This window comes from Anditalea andensis, assembly GCF_000714815.1.
In the GTDB taxonomy this organism is placed as follows: domain Bacteria; phylum Bacteroidota; class Bacteroidia; order Cytophagales; family Cyclobacteriaceae; genus Anditalea; species Anditalea andensis.
Genome location: NZ_JMIH01000034.1, coordinates 52,073 through 72,485, shown reverse-complemented (window position 1 = coordinate 72,485; position 20,413 = coordinate 52,073). Strand labels below are relative to the sequence as shown.

The following is a 20,413-nucleotide window of genomic DNA, read 5'->3' as shown; positions in this document are numbered from 1 at the left end:
ACGGGGATTTATTGAAAGTATTTAATAATGATGGTTAAAAATAACTATGCCAGCCTATGCAGATAGATGATGATCATCTTATAAAATTAACTTATACTAGTACCCTATATGGATACTCATTGGTATTCATTACAGTATTTACCCAGATTGACTTATAGCCAATACATGATCAATATATATATTATGGTAACATTATTATCAAATTCCTTGAAGAAGATTCAATGTGAAAAATATACCTATTCACTGTTTTTATTACTGTTTTTGAGTTACTTCGGCAATGTGACTGCTCAAGGGACTGCTGCTGATCATCAAAGGGCTGAGGTTATAAAGGAAGTCATGGATAATGCTATGTATAATACCCCTAAAGATTTTGTCTGGCTAGAGGATCATTCTAAATTTTGGTATATAAATCCCAGCCGAAACGGGAATGAAATCATACTAGTGGATGCTGAAAACCGTACAAAAAAAGTCGCTGTGGATTTGCAGAAATTAGCAAATACCTTATCATCAACATCGGGATTGAGTATAGATGTTTCTCAATTAAACCTTCAGGGATTAAAATTTGTAAATGAAAAAGAGATATCCTTCCAATTTGATCGGAAGGCATGGAAATATGATCTGGTTTCATTCCAATTGAAGTACATTGAGGGTGAAGTGGAAGAAAGCAGGGGGGCTGGATATTGGGGAGCCAACAGAGAAGAACAAAAGGAAAACCATCCCTTAAGCTCACCGGACGGTAAATGGGAAGCCTATATCAAAAATAATAATGTCTATATAAAAAATAAGAGTGTGGACAATGAGGAATTTGCCCTGAGTTTTGACGGTTCTCCGGGGGAATATTATTCCTCTTATATATACTGGTCTCCGGATTCCAGATATTTGGCCACCTTTAAGGTAAGGCCCAATCAGAACAGGATACTTTATCTTCTGGAATCTTCACCCATTGACCAGCTGCAGCCAAAACTTCATACCAGAAATTACCTCAAACCCGGTGATGCCTTACCTCAGAAAAAACCCGGACTTTTTTCTGTTTACGACAAAAAGCAGATTCCCGTCCATACAGGCCTAGGTGACCAATATCATGTCACTCATCCTGTATGGAGAAAAGACAGCAGAAGCTTTACCTTTGAATATAATGAGCGTGGACATCAAGCATATAAGGTGCTTGACGTAGAGGCTCATACCGGTAAGGTAAAGGAAATTATAGCGGAAAAAAGTAATACCTTCATAGACTATAGCAGTAAGAAAGTCCGCTATGACGTGAAGGATGGAAAAGAAATCATATGGGCCTCTGAACGGGATGGCTGGAATCACCTATACCTATATGACGGAGTCACCGGTAAGGTAAAAAACCAAATCACCAAAGGGGAATGGGTGGTCAGAAAATTGATACATGTGGACGAAAATAGCCGTACTTTGATCTTTGAGGGCAGTGGTATGGATACCGGGGAAGATCCCTATTTGATCAAGTATTATAGAATAAATTTTGATGGATCAGGAATGGTTACTTTGACTAAAGAAGAAGCGAATCATAGCGCATTCTTTTCAGATAATTACAAATACTTTGTAGATAGCTATTCTAGGCTGGATTTACCACCAGTTACTGTATTAAGGAGTGCTGAGGACGGTAAAGTAATCATGGAACTTGAAAAAGCAGATGTAAAGGATCTGCTCAAAGCTGGATGGAAGGCACCTGAGGTTTTCTCCGCTAAAGCCAGAGATAACAAAACAGATATTTGGGGGTTTATCATACGGCCTTCTAACTTTAATCCAAACAAAGTTTACCCTGTTATAGAATACATATATGCGGGGCCTCATAGTTCGCATGTACCAAAGACCTATAATTCTGAATTTCGATACCGTTTTTTGCATGAGATTGCCGAATTGGGTTTTATAGTGGTTCAGCTAGATGGTATGGGTACCTCTAACCGCTCCAAAGCCTTTCATGATATAGCGTGGAAAAATCTGAAGGACGCGGGCTTTCCTGACCGTATAAAATGGATCAGGGCCGCTGCCGAGAAGTACCCTTATATGGATACAAGCAGGGTAGGTATCTTCGGAAACTCGGCGGGAGGGCAAAGCTCTGCGGGAGCCTTACTACTGCACCCTGATTTTTATAAAGTAGCCGTCTCCTCTTCCGGCTGTCATGATAACCGTATGGATAAGATGTGGTGGAATGAACAGTGGATGGGATTCCCTATTGGTCCACATTATGCAGAATCTTCCAATGTGACCCATGCACATAAACTTGAAGGTAAACTGATGTTGATCCTGGGCGAGCTGGATGACAATGTAGATCCGGCTTCATCTTTACAGTTGGTAAATGCTTTAATCAAGGCCAACAAAGATTTTGACTTTTTGATGATCCCTGGTATGGGACATTCATTGGGGGGAGATTATGGGGAAAGAAAAAGGAGAGAGTTTTTTTTAAAGCATTTATATTAAATGCTGAATAACTAGGTCTATTATCTATAATATAAACCCCTGCCATGTATATAATATATTGAGGGGACCAATATGACATTATATATTTTTTTAACTATTTTTCATGCAGATGATTCATGCCCTTATCTGATAGGCGATGTACGAAATAATTCCGGAGGATATATTTACCCATATTATCTTTTGATGCCATATTTTAACAGGTCCTAAAAATATACCAAACATCTACCATAATATAAGAGCGTATAATAAAATCCAAGGGGAGTAGAAGTAGATGAAGAAGAGGATGATGAATTTAAAGCGCATCTGCGCCATTTTTACAATAGCAATGGCACAATGATGGCCTTTGGGGAAGAATACACCACTATTTTTTTAATTCTGAAGTCATGATTTCTTAACAATTCCCTAATTATCGATTTCAAGATGTTGTGAATATTCACTTTACCTTCGACGTGAATAATTCATATTTTCTTTAAAAACACTCATGAAAAGACGTAATTTCTTTAAAAATGGAATCATGGCCACTGTAGGCCTTAGTGTGTTAGGTTCAAGGCCAATTCTTGCCAAGCCTGAACAATATAAAGGTGAAAAAGCTAAGAATATTATTTTTCTAGTCTCTGACGGAATGAGTACTGGAACGCTTAACATGACAGATATACTGACCCGACAAAAACTGGGCAAGGTATCAAATTGGATTTCCCTATATGAATCGGGTAAAGTTAGGAGATCTCTGATGGACACAGCATCAGCTAATTCTTTTGTAACAGACTCTGCTGCAGCAGGATCTTCATGGGGGTGCGGGCATCGGGTTAATAATGGTTCTTTAAATATTGGCGCTAATGGGGAAAACTTTGAACCCATTTTGCAGAAATTCAAATCAGAAGGAAAGGCTGTTGGGTTTGTCACTTCTGTGCAGGTCACGCATGCCACACCAGCTTCCTTTTGTGTCAATCAGAGTAGCAGAAACGCTATGCCTATGATTGCAGAGGATTATCTTAAATTGGGATTTGATGTAATGATGGGGGGTGGACGTGAATTTTTTGACCCAGCCAAACGTCCGGATGGAAAGAATCTGTTTTCAGAATTTACCAACAGGGGCTTTCAAGTGGTAAATAACAAAGAGGAAATGCTTAGTGCAAATAGAGGTAAACCCTTGTTAGGTGTGTTTACAGATGACGGATTGCCTTATGCCATCGACAGAGAGAATGATCCTAATCTGAAGAAATCTATTCCTAGCTTAGCTGAAATGACTAAAAAGGCCATCGATTTACTTAGCCAAAATAAAAAGGGATTTGTCATGCAGGTGGAAGGCGGAAAAGTGGATTGGGCAGCTCACGGTAACGATGCCTCGGCCATACTTTATGACCAGATTGATTTTGATGATGCTGTCGGAGTGGCGATGGATTTTGCCTTAAAAGATAAAAATACACTTATAATCATCACCTCAGACCATGGCAATGCCAATCCAGGTATGTTTAATCCAGGCGTAAAAAATGTGCATTTTGAAAGCCTATTTGAATCTAAAGCATCGAATCAGTGGATACTTCAACAAGTCAAGACCAATACTTCAGTATCCCAGTTGATAGAACTGGTAGACCATTACCAAAATGTCGCATTGGAAAAAGAAGAAGCGAATGTACTATTAAAGAATTTTACTATAAATGATGATGGCTTGTATAATCCAGATAAGTTGCCCATGGAAATGTTTGGCAAAATTTTGTCCAAACATAATGCTGTCAGCTGGGCACATTCAAATCACTCAGCTGATTATGTAGAATTAGCAGCATATGGCCCAGGCAGTGATGCCATAGGTGGTTTTGTCAAAAACTATGAATTACATAATTTTATGCTAGAAGCTGCTGGTATTGCAAGGGATAAATTTGCTCAATTACAAGAGGTATAAAGTAATACATTAATATTGATAAATTATTGTTTTCATTATGAAGTGATTATGTATAATAGTTAAATTAATTTTTTAAAGTTTAATAGGTAGTTCTGGAAAGTTGCTTGCTGCTCATCACCAATATAAATAATGATGAAATTCATTCTAATGTGAAGTCTAAATAAACCGAGTGCCTTCCATAAGTTTCATAAAAAGGCTTGAAGATCACACCATCAATGGTGTATTCCAAGGGCTTTCCAGAACTTTTAATTTTACTGCTTATGTCTTTTACATCTAAAATTATGGATCGCCAGTCGCTTCTAGCTTCTTTTTCCTGAGCAGCAAGTAATACAGGTCCGTAAAATAAACTTGCAATATTTTGCTGATCCATTACGGGTTCCAGATAAAAATGAAAAGGCATTTCTAATTCTATGGTATCACCTTCTTTCCATTTGCGCTTGATAGTCAGATAAGTTCCGGGTATTGCCTCCATTTTTTGTTGTTTACCATTTATTTTAACATAAAAACCTTTTGTGGCCCAACCAGGTACCCTTACATTGATATCAAATTTTCCACTGCCTTTGACAGTCAGCTGAGTTTTGTCCTCCTTAGGGAAATTAGTCGATTGTTCTATAGTAATTCCCTTAGAATCCCAGAATAAAGTGGATGGAATGAATAGGTTTACGTATAATGCCTTATCATCTAGACTTTTAAAATAAATGGCACTTTGAAGCTTTGTGTTACTTTCAATAGAAGTACCGTTGCAGCAGGTAAAACCAGACATTTTAGGATTGCCAAAATGTTTGATCGAACCAGGTTTGAGGGGTACGTGATAGGTATTTGCAGGGCTATCTTCCGCCACGGATGCCAAAATGTGGTTATACAGTCCTCGTTCATAATAATCCATATAGGACGCCCGCTGCTCAAATAGAAATAGCTCTGAAGATAATTTAAGCATATTATATGTAGCGCAGGTTTCATTTTGTCCACCGGCAGAAAACCCGTTTTCATACAAAGTACTCGGTTGCGCGGTAAAACACTCTGCATTTGCTGGGTTTCGAGCACCTGCCACCCCACCTATGCTATACATATAATCGTTGACTGTTTTATACCAGAAATTATCTGCCACTTTAAAATATTCTGGATTTTTGGAAGCACGGTATGTCTCTATGCTTCCTACAATTTGAGGAATATGCTGATTGGCATGTAATCCACGGAAGACGTCCACATTTTTTGCTAATCCGTGAATATGGGTAGTGTCACCAAAAAATACCCGAACATTGTCAAATAACTTAGCGGTAGCTAAGTATTTGGCATTTCCGGTAATACGGTGCAGCTTAGCCATCGATTCATTCATGCCTCCATATTCACCGGCTATATATGTGTTCCACATTTTTATAAGCTGTTCTGTGGGTACTTTATCGAGTCGGGAATGCACCCAATCGCTCATGTCTGTAGCGATAGCCAGAGCCTTAGGATTATCGCTAACCTCGTATACATCTATTAATCCGGCCAAGATTTTATGTAGTGTATAATAGGGTGCCCATACTTGGTTTATCTGTCCGCCATATGAGGCCCCCTGTTCTAACATGATAAATTGGTCAGGTGGGTATGCACTGATGTATCCCTTTCCCCAATTCCAATAATCGGTGCGTATACCTGATTCACTCAGGTCAGAATCATATGCTGATTTTCCTGGTCCGTGAGGTATTGCGGCAGGATCTGATACCGAGTGTGTCCCTACTTCTCTCTCCATTCCTGATAACTGGGATAATTGATATAAGGTATTTACCATATACTCCATTTTATCAGAGAAGTTAGCTTGAAGTTCTTTATCATATCCAGTACTGGCGTAAGCTTGTGCTATCGCAGTTAGGTAATGTCCGGTGGCATGTCCTCTTAGTTTTGTGTCTTGACTGTCCCAAACTCCCAGCGGCTTGACTCCCACAGGCTGTTTCTGACCAAAAGCATCCCTAAACATATAAAGAAAAGCATCTGGGTCTGTTTCTGCCAATGTGGTTATGAACTTATCCCTGTTTTCGATGAATTTAGTCTGCTGACCTTGTTCATTTGTCTTCAACATAACCTGTCCCAGGTCAAAAGTTTGTAACTTTACGTTAGGAGCGGTAGATAATGGTGATTTTTTTACTGTCACTATAGCCTTTGGTTCATAATCAGTTCCAGGTACCTTTCCGGTTAGAGAATAGATTCCGGGATGGAGTACTGCAATATTGTCGGTATCGGATGGCCATATCACCCTCACTTTGGGGCCATTGATCATATTTTTATATGTTCCTTGTATATAACTGGGTAATCTAGGCAAATGGCCTACTTCTGTTTCTACTTCCACATCTGCCACATGGGTCAAATAGCGATTGTAAAATTGAGATCCTGATTCGGTAAAAGCCGGCAGTTCATCTATTTGTTTAGTCACATTAACAACACCCTCATTTAGATTTTTTGAAGCATTATTAAAAATTTCCGCTACTTGGTTATCTGTTAATGCGATGCGGTAAATCCGGAAATCATGTAGCAGTGCATTTAAATTAGTCGCTTCCTGAATGAATGATTTTCCTATATTGAGTTGAACTGCATCAGGTGGCGGTGAACTAAATTGAAGGTCAATATTGATGTTTTTGTTATCTCCTACACGCTTTCCGTCCACGTATGTTATTAAGGACTTTGATGGTACATCTGCTACCACTGTTACATAAACCCACTTATTTATATCCAGTTCTGGAGAAATAACTTCATTGTTGCCCTCAGTTTCTCCTATTATATTGGTAATTAATCCTTTTTGCAAAGCAGTTCCCACCGGTGCTGCAAAAAACCTTTTGTTATTGTCCCTGCCAAAATCAAACAAAATTTGGCCCTCTTCTTTAGAACGCAGGTAAACCCAACAGGATATACTCATCGACTCTATGTCCGTCAGACCATCAGGAGGTATAGTCAAATAGCCAGGGTTTTGCCCTGAGAGCGAAATAACTTTACCAAACCTGCTGTCTTGTATAAATTTGATATCTGTGCCCTGAAATTTTGCATGCAGGTTGTTCCGGGACCAGTCTTTGACATCATTATCAAATATATAACGTGCCACAAGTCCTGTTTCGCCGATACCATCCAACATCTGATCACCACTTTGGGCCTTTAGACTATACTGTGGCTGTACAAGGATTAAAATGGTTAGGACAAATAAAAATCGGATATAGTATAATTCCATGTTTTATAGGTTTCATCTGTATGCTGTAAAATTATTGAAAAAATTACTTGGTCTTATATCTCTATATTAGCTTACATCTATACTATATTAACTTGTATATGTACAAAGGCCAATAGGGAAAGAAGCTTATATAGTGATAATAAATATAGAAGGGTTTTCATTATAAAAAGTATAATGTCATGGAATTTCAGGTCGAGTTGTTGATGCCTGCCATTAACTTTTTTTTGGCGGGTTGTGGTAAGGAAATAATTACTCAGAATCTGGCATACTTTATTTCTATTGTAGCAATTATCCCATTACATTCGTCTAGTAGGAGTAATAATATTACTGAATATGACAAAGCATAGCTGCACAGGTATTGCCTCCATATTTTTAGCATTTGCTTGTTCACAAGCGAATGTAGATGAAGCGCCAATAGAAGCCAATCTCCGTTCTATGGCTTATTATGAAACCACATTGGCAAAATCAGGTTCTAAATTTGCCATCGACCTTTTTCATCAGCTAAATGATCCGGAGGAACCTAATCAATTTTACAGCCCTTACAGTATCCACCAAGTGCTATCACTGGCCATGAACGGCAATGAAGGAGAGGTTCTGGAAGAGTATAAAAAATTGCTTCGGTATGATGGTTTGAGTATGACTGATGGTAATAAAGGGGCAAAAGAGCTTACTGAGTTTTTGTTACATGTGGATCCGAAGGTTAAAATATCCATCGCCAATGGAATTTGGTATAGGGAAGAATATGACCTTCATGTACCTTTCCGGGATGATGCCCAATATTACTATGGATCCGAAGTGGCACCACTTAATATGGAGAATCCTGCTTCTGTCAATGTAATAAACAATTGGATTGAAGCCAAGACCAATAATCTCATCAAAGAGATGTTGGATGAAATACCCCAATATCCTTATGATAAAGTGGTCATGTACCTGGCAAATGCCATATATTACAAAGCAGACTGGAAATACCAGTTTTTGACCTCCAAAACTCAAAAGAAACCGTTTTACCCCCGTAAGGGGAGTCAAGTCCAAGTGGATATGATGGATCTGGATAAGCCGGCGGCATTCAAAAGCTATTTCGAAAACGATTTGACTTACATTGAAATCCCTTATAGTACAGGGCAATATTCTATGGGAATATTATACAACTCTGCCGGGAATTTAGATAGTGTGGCCGATATACTGACTTTTGAAAACCTGGAAAAATGGAAAGCAAACAGCTCTGAATCGAATTTCATCCTTAAAATGCCAAAGTTCAGGTTGAGACATAAGCAGGATAACATGAGTGAGGATTTGGCCGCTATGGGGCTGGTCCAGCCATTCTCTTATCATCCAGGCAATTTCACTAGACTATTTGATAATCCCACAGACCCATTAAAAATCAGTAGGGTCATCCATGATGCACTAATTGAAGTGGACGAAAAGGGAGCAGAGGCTGCGGCAGCCACTGTGGTGGAAGTTGTAGAATTAACCTCTATGCCAAGTAAACCTCGGGAAGTAATTTTGGACAAACCTTTCATCTTTTTCATCCAAGAAGCACACAGCGGTGCGATATTGTTTATGGGAAAACTGGGAGATCCTTCTTTGCTTTAATAAGAATACGATAACTAATCTAAAGTATATTTATCTCGCTTCAGGATTAAAAGCATGTTTAGTGGATTATATTTTGAAACAATGTGAAAGTAGTGGACAGGGATATTGGAACGTTCCGATATTGATTTTGTATATATTGGTTGTATAAAAACTTTAGTTTTGATTTTCCATTGCTGCAAATTATATTTGGTTGGGTAGGATTACAGGAGGGTAATGTTAAAAACCTGGACCTTCCACCTATCTTTCGTATTGAGATAGGTCTCTATTGATTTTTAGAATTTGCCCAAACGATGAAAGTAAATGATACTAATGAATAGACTTACCTCTTTAATCTTTGCTTTAATCATACTTTCTTTAAAGGTAGGCGCCATGCCTACTGATAAATCGGTTGAGCCTGAAACCTTTGTTCGAGTAAACCTTAAAATATTAGGAGAAGAGAATTCCTTTTCAATTGTATATTCAGGAAAACCGTCTAAAGGGTTTTGGATTGATGAATACAACAAGGTGGATATTGATCCGGATTTTATGTTCTTGCCTGTATTCAGTACATTGGAAGATTTTGGTTATAAAATCAATGCGGGGGTGGATGACATGAACTATACATTTATAGATGTCCACAGAGGTAGATTATCTCAAGAAATGGAGTTGACATCCAGCACCACATCCTACTACTTCAATCCAATTTTGGTGAGCAATAATCAAGAGAATGGGATTGGGTCATATGAAAATTCTTTCGATGGTAATAATGTAAGAGTGTTTACTGAATATGTAGACAGTGCCCCTTATGTAGGAGATGCAGCTATGAGGATTTTCGATTTCTTCAACAGTACTTTTGCCAGAGAAGACCAGCTACAGTTCTTTTATGTGCAGTACAGCCCGATATCATGCGATGAACATAAAGTCACCAGGTCATTTAAACCTTCTATAGTGTTTGCTAAGTCCCCTGAAGACATCGCTACTCTTGCCCATGAGATATCCCATTTATGGTGGAATAGGGGAGATGCCCTTACAACTGAAAAATGGCTTTCTGAATCATTTGCCCTATATTCGGAGATGATGTTCATTCGTCAAGACCAGGGAGAAGCTAAATTTAATAAAATCATAGAGAAACTTGCAGAACGTTCAAATGATTTGTCACCTCTTTTGGGAGGGCACAGGTTTGGTAAATATGGAGATGGTCTGATCTATGTAAAAGGACCATATATTTTGTATCAGTTGGAAAACAGCATTGGGCACGAAAAATTTGTGGACTTTATAGTGGCAGTTAACAGAGATCAAGTTTCTACCACAGGACATCTATTGGAAATACTGGAGGGCCAAACATCTGTCGAGGTCCGAAAGGAATTCGAGGAGTTGATGAAATTCAGGTTTATAGGGATTTTTTAGAAGCTATTTTTAAATTAGAAAAAAACAAATGGAGTATCTAATATTAGGCTTTATTGGGATAATGGGAATAATTATTTTTATTAATTACAATAAATCCGGAAATGACAACAAGAAAATCGAAGCGCTTAGACATAATTGGGGAAAAGTTAAAAACGAGTATTTTAATTTTGATTACATCTGCAAATATTCAGATGTAGTAGAAGACGACTGCTTTCATCGTCTGAATGATCAGACGCTCGAGGACATAGACATTTACGGAATTTTTAAATTTATTGACAGGACTACGAGTAAAGTGGGGCAGCAGTTCCTCTTCAAAAAATTAATCGGACCAACAGATAATGCCAAAGATCATTCAGAAGCCTTTATCAATTTATTCACAAATGATTCGCATCTGCGAGAAAATATCCAGTTGGAACTCATGAAGCTAAATAGAGAAGGAGCTTACTTTATCCCATCCTTACTGGAGGACAAACTTTTAGAAAGACCAAAGTGGTACAATCTACTCATTTTGGATATTTATATGCTAGTAAGTTTACTGATCTTATCATTCAAGTTCCCCATTCTGATTATTGCGTTTCTTATTCTAGTAATTGTAAATATGTGTTTACACTACTGGAATAAAAATAACACGTATCAATTTCTCAGATCATTTCCTCAACTGAACCGCCTAATTAATGTTTCGAAATCCTTACAGAAAAAGGGCGATCCATTCCGAGACAAATCGATTGAAGAAAGTATTTATAACCTAAAATCATTTCAACACAAAGTAAGGCTGATCAACTTAGAAACAGCCAGTGGAATCAAATCAGAATTAAGCTTTTTGGTAAACTATATCGTTGAATTAATTAAAGGTATTTTTTTAATAGAGGTATTTGCACTTTACAGAATAACCTCAGAATTGGAAAACAAAAAATCTTCTATTCTTAATCTTTTCAGATATGTTGGAAATATTGATGCTTCAATTTCGATAGCCTCTTTACGGGCTGGTAAGGAAAAAACCTGCGTACCGAATTTTGTCTCTCCCAGAAAAGAAATTATTGCCAAAAACGTCTATCATCCTTTAGTAAAAAACTGTGTAAAAAATAGCTTGACGATAAAAAACAAAAGCATTCTTATTACCGGTTCTAACATGTCGGGAAAGTCTACATTTTTAAGATCCATGATTATAAATTCAGTTTTGGGTCAAACCATTTATACATGTTTTGCTGACGAGTTTACTTCCCCGATCCTAAAGCAATTTTCAACTATCAAAATTAACGATGACCTATTAGATGGTAAGAGTTATTATTTTCAGGAGGTGAGTATAATGGCAAACTTACTAGAACAAGTAAAGTCTTCACACCAAAATCTGTTTGTATTAGATGAAGTTTTCAAGGGGACCAATACCATAGAAAGGATAGCCGCTGCCAAGGCTATTCTATCCTATTTAAATCGCAATGATAACATGGTGTTGGTTGCTACCCACGATATTGAATTGGCTGAAATGCTGGAACAGGAATATGACCTGTACCACTTTACAGAAACGGTCGAAAACAAAGCGCTTCATTTTGATCACAGTATCAAGTCGGGGCAATTAAAAACCAGAAATGCTATCAAGATATTAGAATTATCAAACTACCCCAGCGAAGTTTTAGATGAAGCGCAAAAAGTAAGTAGGATGCTAGGGGTAAATAAACTTTGATGCCACATGTAGGAGCTCAAACAATTTCCAATGTCCGCTTTCGGGCAAAAATGGTCGGATTAATTGACAGCTAAGTATTGAAAAGGGTTTCTACGCATTTAAATTGATTTTTTTGATGGCATGGGAATGGAAGAGCCAGATTATTTTAAGAGAGGAATTATTATAATCTATGTGGAAAAATTATTTTAAGATTGCCTATAGAAATCTTTTGAGACAGAAGGTTAATACTTTTATTAATGTGATGAGTTTAACACTGGGTATTGCGGGGGCTTTAGTGATCTATACCATTTTGCATTATGAATCGGGATTTGATGCTTTTCATACCAACGCTGACCAAACATACAGAGTAGTACACCATAACAAAACGTCAGATGGTATGCAGTATTGGAACACCACTGCATATCCATTGGCAGACGCTTTACGCCAGGCATTTCCAGAATTGATAGTAACCCAAACCTCTGGTCCAATCACCGCTAAGCTTTCGTCTACAAAAGCCGAAAACCAACTTAATTATGAAGAAGATAAGATATGGTTTGTTGATCCTATGTATTTTGATGTTTTTGATTATAAAGGGGCGTATGCAGATGGGGAAATTTGGATAGGTGGAGATCAAGACAAAGCATTTGAGCATCCAAATTCCGTAGTGTTGACCTTAAAAGCAGCGAAAAGATACTTTGGGAAGGTAGCCGATACTCCTGCCAATGTCATCGGTCAGTCGCTTGTACTGAATGAGCATGCGTCCATGATGGTAAGCGGTATCATACAGAATCCTCCTTTAAATTCCAGTATGCCCTTTGAAATTCTTCTACCCTATGAATATTTTAAAGGTAATAATAAAAGTCAGGCTGAAAGTTGGGAAGGAAATCATCAAGGTACTACATACCTGGTGATCCCACCAGGAACCGATCCTACTCAATTGACTGAAAAAATAGCAACTCTAAAATCTCAGTTTTTAAGTAAGGAAGATAATGAAAGGATCGCTTATCATCTTCAACCACTTAGTGAAATTCATACCGAAACTTTGTATGGAAGTAGCCCGGGTAGCTATGTTACCAGCCAAAGTATAATTAATGGATTATGGTTACTGGCCTTTGTACTCATATTAATATCTTGCCTAAATTATATTAACCTGGCTACTGCATTATCCATAAAAAGAGCTAGAGAGGTAGGAATCAGGAAAGTTCTTGGAAGTACAAAACAACAGCTTTTCTTCCAACATATGAGTGAAGCGTTACTAACTTCCACTTTAGCTTTTATCGCGGCATTCTTCATCGGGAATTGGGTCATAGGGGTTATTAATGAAATTATTGACTTTGCCACTTTTGAATTTCCAATAGATCTGGAGTTTTACTTATTGAGCATTGTGTTAATATGTGCCACCACTTTCTTGGCGGGAGGATATCCAGGTATCGTGATGACTCAGTTTACGCCCATTATGGCTTTAAAAAATAGGTTGAGTCTTGCTAGTGGCAATGGTTTGTCTTTTCGACACTCAATGATTGTTTTTCAGTTTGCTATTGCACAAGCACTTATAGCTGGAACGCTTATCATGTCCAACCAAATGAATTTTATACAAAAAAAAGATTTAGGTTACAAAAAGGATGATATTTTGTCAATTAAACTTCAGGATTTGAATACTCAGAAAAGAGAAGCATTTCGTCAAAGCCTTTTACAAATACCTGCTATAAATCAGGTTAGTTTTTCATCGGGAGCACCCACTACTCATGAAAGGCAGTATGGAAGCAGCTTTAGACTTTCGCATGAACCTGTGGAAATGAGAAGGGGTACTGAGTTAAAATTTATTGACAGAGAATATATCAGTCTTTTTCAGATTTCGCTAGAGGCAGGTCAGATGATGCCATTTAAAGATGAATATAACTTATCCGATGGCCTAATAGTAAACGAAAATTTAGTCCAGAACTTGGGTTTGACCCCTGAGGAAGCAATAGGAATGGACCTATTGACAAATGAAGGGACTGCCTCTATTATAGCTGTGGTTAAGGATTTTCATAACAATGCCCTTCAGGAGGAAATAATGCCGTGTATAATGGTATTTGGGGGCAGTAATTTTCTTGATGAAACTAACATTGGCATTAGCGAAAATATAAATTATGCTAATTTAAATGATGATATTAAGGCATCATGGCAAAAGGTTTATCCAGACGAAAAAATGTCAATAGAATTTTTGAATGAAAAACTAGATGATTTCTATAGATTAGAAAATTATCTCTTTCAAGTTTTGCAAGTCGCTTCAGGTTTAGCTATCCTAATTGGATGTCTGGGCTTATATGGGTTGGTATTACTCGCAGCTCAGCAAAGGACCAAAGAAATCGGTATTAGAAAGCTGGTTGGAGCCTCTATAACAGGTATTATTACTTTACTTTCATGGGATTTTATCAAATTGATTTTGGTAGCGATAACTTTAGCCACCCCAATTATTTTTCTTTTGATGGATGATTATCTTCAGAGATTCGCTTTCAGAATCGATTTAGAATGGTGGTATTTTCTAGGTTCAGGGATAATAACATTCACTATAGCTCTGGTGACTGTAAGCTATCAAGCTTCTAAAACTGCATTAATGAATCCCGTCAATGCTTTAAGAAGCGAATAGTCAATAATAGATGAAAGAATAGTTTCAATATTTAAAAACAAATTGTTTAACCATTTCACATTTTAATTAGATAATATTTAGCCTTATAAACTCACAATCAATTAAAAAATTTTTATCCATCCTCTTTTTTCTAACTTACATAAACGCACAGGCCCAAGACAAATCCGATAACTATTCTTTTTTCAAACTGTATGTAACCAATGATAAAGACCAGGTGCTTTTGGTCAAATGGAACGGGGAGTGGGAAATAGTCGGAGAGAGATACAATGATCCTTTATCTATCAAAGTATTTTTGGATGGGATGGGGTTAGATATGGGAATTACTATCAGAGAACCAAGGTTGAGCGGAATGTATACTCAGCGATGGAGGGGAGTGCCCTTCTTGACTATGATGCATTATTATCATGCTAACTATGCCGGGGGCGAATTACAGATTCCACCGGACTGTACCGATATAAGATGGTTTAGCTACGAAGAGGCTTTACAAGTTATACCTTACGAAAACATGACCACTATGTTGAAAGAAATCAAAAAGAACCCTGGGAAAATTATAGGGGCAGCTTTTGAGAGATATAAAGATGAAAATAATATGACCCAGTTCATTACCTTGGAGAATTTTCATGTTATGAATTAAATAGGAATTTACTATTATATAGCTTATTCCATTATAAGTTGAAGAACGATTTTAGTATATCATTTAGGGCAGCCAATTTTAGCGACGTATCAGAGATTTAAAAACTGTTTGTAGAAACAATTATGGCTATCAGTATGGACTACTATTCACCGGTATAGGTAGAGGCATGGGCTTCTGCCTCAAAAAAATCAGAACGCTGGGCAACCAAAATAGACAGGCACTATTTTCATGTCGCTGAACACGATCATATAATGTTGGGTTTCGCTTCCCTAGATGAGAATGATCTTATTGATCTGCTTTTTGTCCATATAGATTATCAAAAAATGGGTATTGTAGCTAAACTTTATTGCGAAATTTAAAATGAAGGCATCAGAATAAAAATTTTAGTGCTGCAAGCTAATGTAAGTAAAAAAGCCAAGTTGCTTTTTTAGATGGTGGCGTTCAAAACTGTAAAAGAACAAAAAAATATCCATGAAAGTCTAGAGATTATTAACTACAAAATGGAAAAGACAATATCCACTATGCAAGGATTTTTATCTCCTAATGAAAAAAGGCTTGACGTAAGAATTTAATTTTTTGGTTTCTTATAGTTTATCGGTTAAACGGAATCTCGTTGATCCAATGAAAACCCCTGTTCACCAAAAGATAATCCTGTTTTAACTTTCTCTTAGTAATGTATTCTACATTCGCGCCATCCATTTTCCAAGAAATCAGAAAATCAAGGTTTTCTTTTTCTGAAATGAACAATGTAAAGGGATCTTCCTGATCCCCATCTTTTATAAAGTTAATTTCCCCTTCATTCCAAATGTTGTCTATAGTGTAATACTGCTTTGATTTATGGCTGTCCACAGTCATGATAGATTTTCCCTGGACGATTATTTTTTGAATGCTCAATAAAGAATCCATGGAATGTTCTGTTAATGAACTGGTGGACTGTACATCATATATCCCTTCCCATTCATTCAGATATACCCTCATTTTTTGACTGGCTACATGACTTGTTACCATGGTTATGGGTAAAAGGACAATAAGTATTACCTTTATGCTGATATAGATCAACCTTTTCCATTTTTTATCAAAAGTGTATCGGTCATCAGATATCTGCGCTGGTTGATGAAGTAGAAAGAATGAAGCTAACTTAGAGATATAAGGAAATACTATCAGAATAGAAAAGAATAAAAGATGTCCTGAGAAAAGTTTTACTGGAACGTCAAATGATAAGTTAACCAGAAAAATATTAACAGTGACACTTATGGTTATCAAGGCTCCCAGGACTTTTGTTCTTCTGATCAGTAATAGAAAACCTGCCAGAATTTCTGCCACTCCCATAAAGCCTTTATAAAGATCTGAATACCCAAAAAATCTCCATGCGAGACCCATAGGAGAGAAATCTCCAAAAGTGGACTCTAATGAAAAATAGCTTGGGCCCGGAAACTGGCCAATAAGAAATTTGACCACTCCATATGATATTAGGGTGAGCCCGACAAAGTATCGGGCATATGTAAGCATAAAACTGTATAGCTTATCGATTTTTCCACTGACTAGTAAAACAAGCAGTACAGCAGTAGCTAATGCTATAATGGAATAACTGGCCAGTGCCACATAATCCAGAGTGGTATCCCCACTTCCGTTCATAGGATTAAAGATGATATCATTGATTCCAAAGACCTTTTTAGCAAATAACAGGTTCAGCTGCCCTTTTACCCAGTCCAAATGTCTGGTGATAAAAAGATAGCCATAAGGAACATAACTTATAGGGAAGGGAAAGACATAAATAAAAATATAAATGCTAAAAAATGCTTTGGTAAAAAGACGGATGTTTTGACCTGAATTTTTCATATGGCATAAGATAATCATGGGAATTTAAAAAATTTTTTGAATATCGCAAAAGGATGTAGTTGATCTAAAGGTAGGAGAGGGCAGTGAGAAGGTTTTTCAGGCTACTATTTTATCTCTACATTGGAGCTACAGTTTCCGCCTGGCTGCACCGATATTCGATAGTTTGGCCCTGAAGACGCTTTATAGATCATCCCATTCGAAAATATGTCTACCATGATGGCTAATATTAGAAAAGACTCTCGTAAAATAATAGGCGCTGCATTTGAGAGATACAAGGATGAAAACAATTTTATTACATTAGATGAGTTTCATATTATAAATTAATAATAGCCTCGAAAATCCCAAAAATTATTATTTACTTAGAATAAACGTGAACAGTTTAGATCATCTGAATATTACATCTACCATTAATGGATAATTTTAGAACATCGATAAGGGTTTCAAATCTTAACGATTTGGCCGATATTATAAAACTCTTTAAAGAAACAATTGCAGTCGTTTGCAAAGATGATTATTCCCCAGAGCAATTAAAGGTATGGACTTCCTCAACCGAAAATCCTGATCGATGGATTGACAAAATAAAATCCCACTACTTACTAGTGGCTGAATTGGACAAAGAGTTAATAGGGATCGCTTCATTGGATAATAGGGACTATATAGATTTACTTTTTGTCCATAAAGATTATCAAAGAAAAGGTATTGCAAATAGGCTTTACTCCGAAATTGAAAATGAAGCCATTAAAAGAAAAATAACTTCTCTATATGCTGATGTAAGCATAACAGCCAAGTTATTTTTTCAAAAAATCGGGTATGAAATTTTAAAAGAGCAGAAAAATAATAAAGAGGGTGTAGAAATCATCAATTACAAAATGAAAAAGCAATTAAGCAATAGTAATAGCTTATAAAGTTTTCAATGAATAGTAATTTTGGTTGAGTCGTTTTAGTCCGATATACCAGCCGAATCAAAAAGGAAATATTACACACCTTCTTCTAAAATTAATGAGTTTGAAGTGCCGGATGCCAGCGTGAGAAGATAACTTTTATTTTCCCGTCAATCCTTTCCCATTACATTTGCTTTGATCCAATCGCTAATTTCTTGCAAAGCCTGAACCGAAAATGTTTCTTCCAGAAAGTATACTTCCTCAAAATTTCCAACTTTGCATGGTTGGAAAAAATGATTGACGTTTTCAAGTTCCACCAATTTATAATTGGGATGTCCCATTGCTTCAAAAGTTTTCCTTAAACCCTCAAGATTTTGATCAGCATCAACCAGAAAATCCTTTGTACCGTTGAGCGCTAAAATAGGGATATCCAATTTGGGAAGGTATTGATTGACATCAAACTGTAAAAAGTAGTGGTACCACTCAGAGGTATGGCTATTTATTTGGTCTCTCTTATACTTTTCCCTGCCGCCTTCCACAATAAACTCATCATCTGCGATGGATGCCATCCAGGTATCAAAGAGCGGATCCAAAGTTTCTTTCAGGATTTCTTTATCATTAATCTGGGCCATGCTTCTATACACTTGCTCCCAATGGGCAAAATCCCTTTCAAAGTCTTCGGGAGCATCATTTTCAAAAATCATTTGCAATTGCTTCAGGTACATGTCCAGATTGGATACTCCTGGAGCAGCCAATAGTACAAGAAAATTTATATCTTCCCAGGTTGCTACTAAGGGAGCTATATTGCCACCTTCACTGTGACCTGCCAATCCTATCCGGTCGGATAGAATGTTAGGATGATTTTTCAGAAATTGAACAGCGCCCTGGGCATCCCTTGCATAATTTTCAGCGGTGGCTGGCCTAAACTTGCCTTTGGATTCACCTGTTCCCCTATCATCATACCGGAGTACGGCTATGCCATTTCTGGTCAAGTGATCCGCTAATACCAGAAAAGGTTTGTGTCCCATAATTTCTTCGTCTCTATTCTGGGCACCACTTCCTGTTATAAGAACAATGGCGGGGAATTTACCCTGGACATTTGGCATCGTAAGTGTTCCAGCAAGCTCAATGCCTTCTTTGGTATTCCAGAAGGGGATGTTTTCGGAATAATAGGGAACAGGAAGATCTATAATTTGTGTACGCTTAGTAAGCGGTTCCCGATGCCAAGTTAGGGAGCTTAGGGAATCGCTTCCTGTTATTTTTCCGTTTATTATTGACCCGTCGATTGATCCTATAAATTCATAGCCGAGGCCTTCATGCCTTAAGAACAGCTGTTCATCTTTATAGCTTATACTGTCAAATTTTGTTCTGAATATACTTTTCTCAGGAATATCCAGCAATGCCGAATATTTCCCATCGGTTTTGCTTACATCAAGCAGCAGATGTTCCCTGTCCCGAAGCTGTCCGTACCAGTTGCCGGTGATTTCCTGGGCATTTGAAAAGTGAAAGATAAATAAAAAAAATATCAGAATAGAAAGCTTCGACATGATGTTCTTATAGTTTTATAAAGGCAAAATTAGTCAAAATCTTTTATCCAGGCCAGTCATCGAACTGCTACATATAAAAGTGACGAAGTGAGGGGTATAGGGGGGATAATTATGAATATAGGGTTTACGATTTAGGTATCATTTTATAATTGTTTTAAAACTCTTCATATCCAACCTGTAGGAATAACCAAATCATAATTCATTTATGTAAATGATGAAATCGCCCGTCCCCGACCATTTTTGTTCTATTACGAGCGAAGTTTTTACTAATTATAGCCATTTCTACCCATTTAAGACCATATCTTATTTGGCACAATTATTAAATCTACATTTAGATAATATTCGATAGCTATGAAAGATTATCAACTGGGTGAGTTTGAAGAAATCGTCTTATTGACGGTAGGAATTCTTAACAATGTAGCCTATAGTATTGGAATCAAGGATGAAATAGAATCACGCCTCAGCCGAACGGTGAGTATGGGAGCGCTACATACTGCACTGAAAAGAATGGAGGATAAAGATTATCTTAGATCATATGCCGGCGAAGCTACAGAGGAGAGGGTAGGGAGGCCAAGGAGGTATTTTGAGATTACAGCCCTTGGAAAAAAAGCCTTACAGCATGCTAAGGCTACCCGTGAACAGTTATGGGCTGCCATACCGGATACGATTTGGCAGGCTAAATTAATGGGGATTTAAC

The 20,413-nt window shown here is 37.3% G+C and carries 12 protein-coding genes and 1 pseudogene; 10 read left to right on the top strand and 3 right to left on the bottom strand.

Translation table 11 applies throughout. The annotated features are described in order from the left end of the window. Window positions 1-183: 183 nt before the first annotated feature. Together EL17_RS20545 and EL17_RS20540 are read left to right on the top strand one after the other, a co-directional pair. Window positions 184-2,445 carry a S9 family peptidase gene (locus EL17_RS20545; RefSeq protein ID WP_051720283.1) on the top strand — a complete coding sequence of 754 codons (2,262 nt, stop codon included), beginning with the start codon at window positions 184-186 and terminating at the stop codon, window positions 2,443-2,445. A gap of 481 nt (window positions 2,446-2,926) precedes the next feature. After that, entirely contained in the window at window positions 2,927-4,345 is a 1,419-nt protein-coding gene (locus tag EL17_RS20540) for an alkaline phosphatase (protein WP_035078864.1), read from the top strand. 139 nt (window positions 4,346-4,484) lie between these two features. On the opposite strand, the gene EL17_RS20535 is transcribed toward EL17_RS20540, so the two are convergent. Next, window positions 4,485-7,544 carry a beta-L-arabinofuranosidase domain-containing protein gene (locus tag EL17_RS20535; RefSeq protein ID WP_035078861.1) on the bottom strand — a complete coding sequence of 1,020 codons (3,060 nt, stop codon included), beginning with the start codon at window positions 7,542-7,544 and terminating at the stop codon, window positions 4,485-4,487. A gap of 333 nt (window positions 7,545-7,877) precedes the next feature. On the opposite strand from EL17_RS20535, the gene EL17_RS20530 reads away from it, so the two are divergent. The 6 genes and pseudogenes from EL17_RS20530 to EL17_RS24430 form a co-directional block, all read left to right on the top strand. Then, a complete protein-coding gene (locus tag EL17_RS20530; RefSeq protein ID WP_035078858.1) occupies window positions 7,878-9,137 on the top strand; it encodes a serpin family protein in 1,260 nt (419 codons plus the stop codon). 309 nt (window positions 9,138-9,446) lie between these two features. Next, a complete protein-coding gene (locus tag EL17_RS20525) occupies window positions 9,447-10,523 on the top strand; it encodes a gluzincin family metallopeptidase (RefSeq protein WP_035078856.1) in 1,077 nt (358 codons plus the stop codon). Between the two features lie 28 nt (window positions 10,524-10,551). Next, window positions 10,552-12,204, top strand: a complete 1,653-nt coding sequence (locus EL17_RS20520; RefSeq protein ID WP_035078852.1) for a MutS-related protein — start codon at window positions 10,552-10,554, stop codon at window positions 12,202-12,204. Between the two features lie 169 nt (window positions 12,205-12,373). Then, window positions 12,374-14,815 carry an ABC transporter permease gene (locus EL17_RS20515; RefSeq protein ID WP_035078849.1) on the top strand — a complete coding sequence of 814 codons (2,442 nt, stop codon included), beginning with the start codon at window positions 12,374-12,376 and terminating at the stop codon, window positions 14,813-14,815. 220 nt (window positions 14,816-15,035) lie between these two features. Next, on the top strand, window positions 15,036-15,449 hold the full coding sequence (locus EL17_RS20510) for an NUDIX hydrolase (protein WP_164675194.1): 414 nt from the start codon (window positions 15,036-15,038) through the stop codon (window positions 15,447-15,449). Window positions 15,450-15,646: 197 nt separating this feature from the next. Further along, window positions 15,647-15,808, top strand: a pseudogene (locus EL17_RS24430) (GNAT family N-acetyltransferase); the annotation flags it as partial. A 232-nt stretch (window positions 15,809-16,040) separates the two neighbouring features. Here the strand turns inward: EL17_RS24430 and EL17_RS20505 are convergent. Then, window positions 16,041-17,288, bottom strand: a complete 1,248-nt coding sequence (locus EL17_RS20505) for a hypothetical protein (RefSeq protein ID WP_035078842.1) — start codon at window positions 17,286-17,288, stop codon at window positions 16,041-16,043. Between the two features lie 410 nt (window positions 17,289-17,698). Here EL17_RS20505 and EL17_RS20500 point away from each other — a divergent pair, with 410 nt between their 5' ends. Then, a complete protein-coding gene (locus EL17_RS20500; protein ID WP_035078839.1) occupies window positions 17,699-18,193 on the top strand; it encodes a GNAT family N-acetyltransferase in 495 nt (164 codons plus the stop codon). 146 nt (window positions 18,194-18,339) lie between these two features. Here EL17_RS20500 and EL17_RS20495 read toward each other — a convergent pair whose 3' ends face one another. Continuing rightward, entirely contained in the window at window positions 18,340-19,716 is a 1,377-nt protein-coding gene (locus EL17_RS20495; RefSeq protein ID WP_051720251.1) for an alpha/beta hydrolase family protein, read from the bottom strand. Window positions 19,717-20,067: 351 nt separating this feature from the next. Here EL17_RS20495 and EL17_RS20490 point away from each other — a divergent pair, with 351 nt between their 5' ends. Further along, entirely contained in the window at window positions 20,068-20,412 is a 345-nt protein-coding gene (locus tag EL17_RS20490; RefSeq protein WP_035078836.1) for a PadR family transcriptional regulator, read from the top strand. Window position 20,413 lies beyond the last annotated feature (1 nt).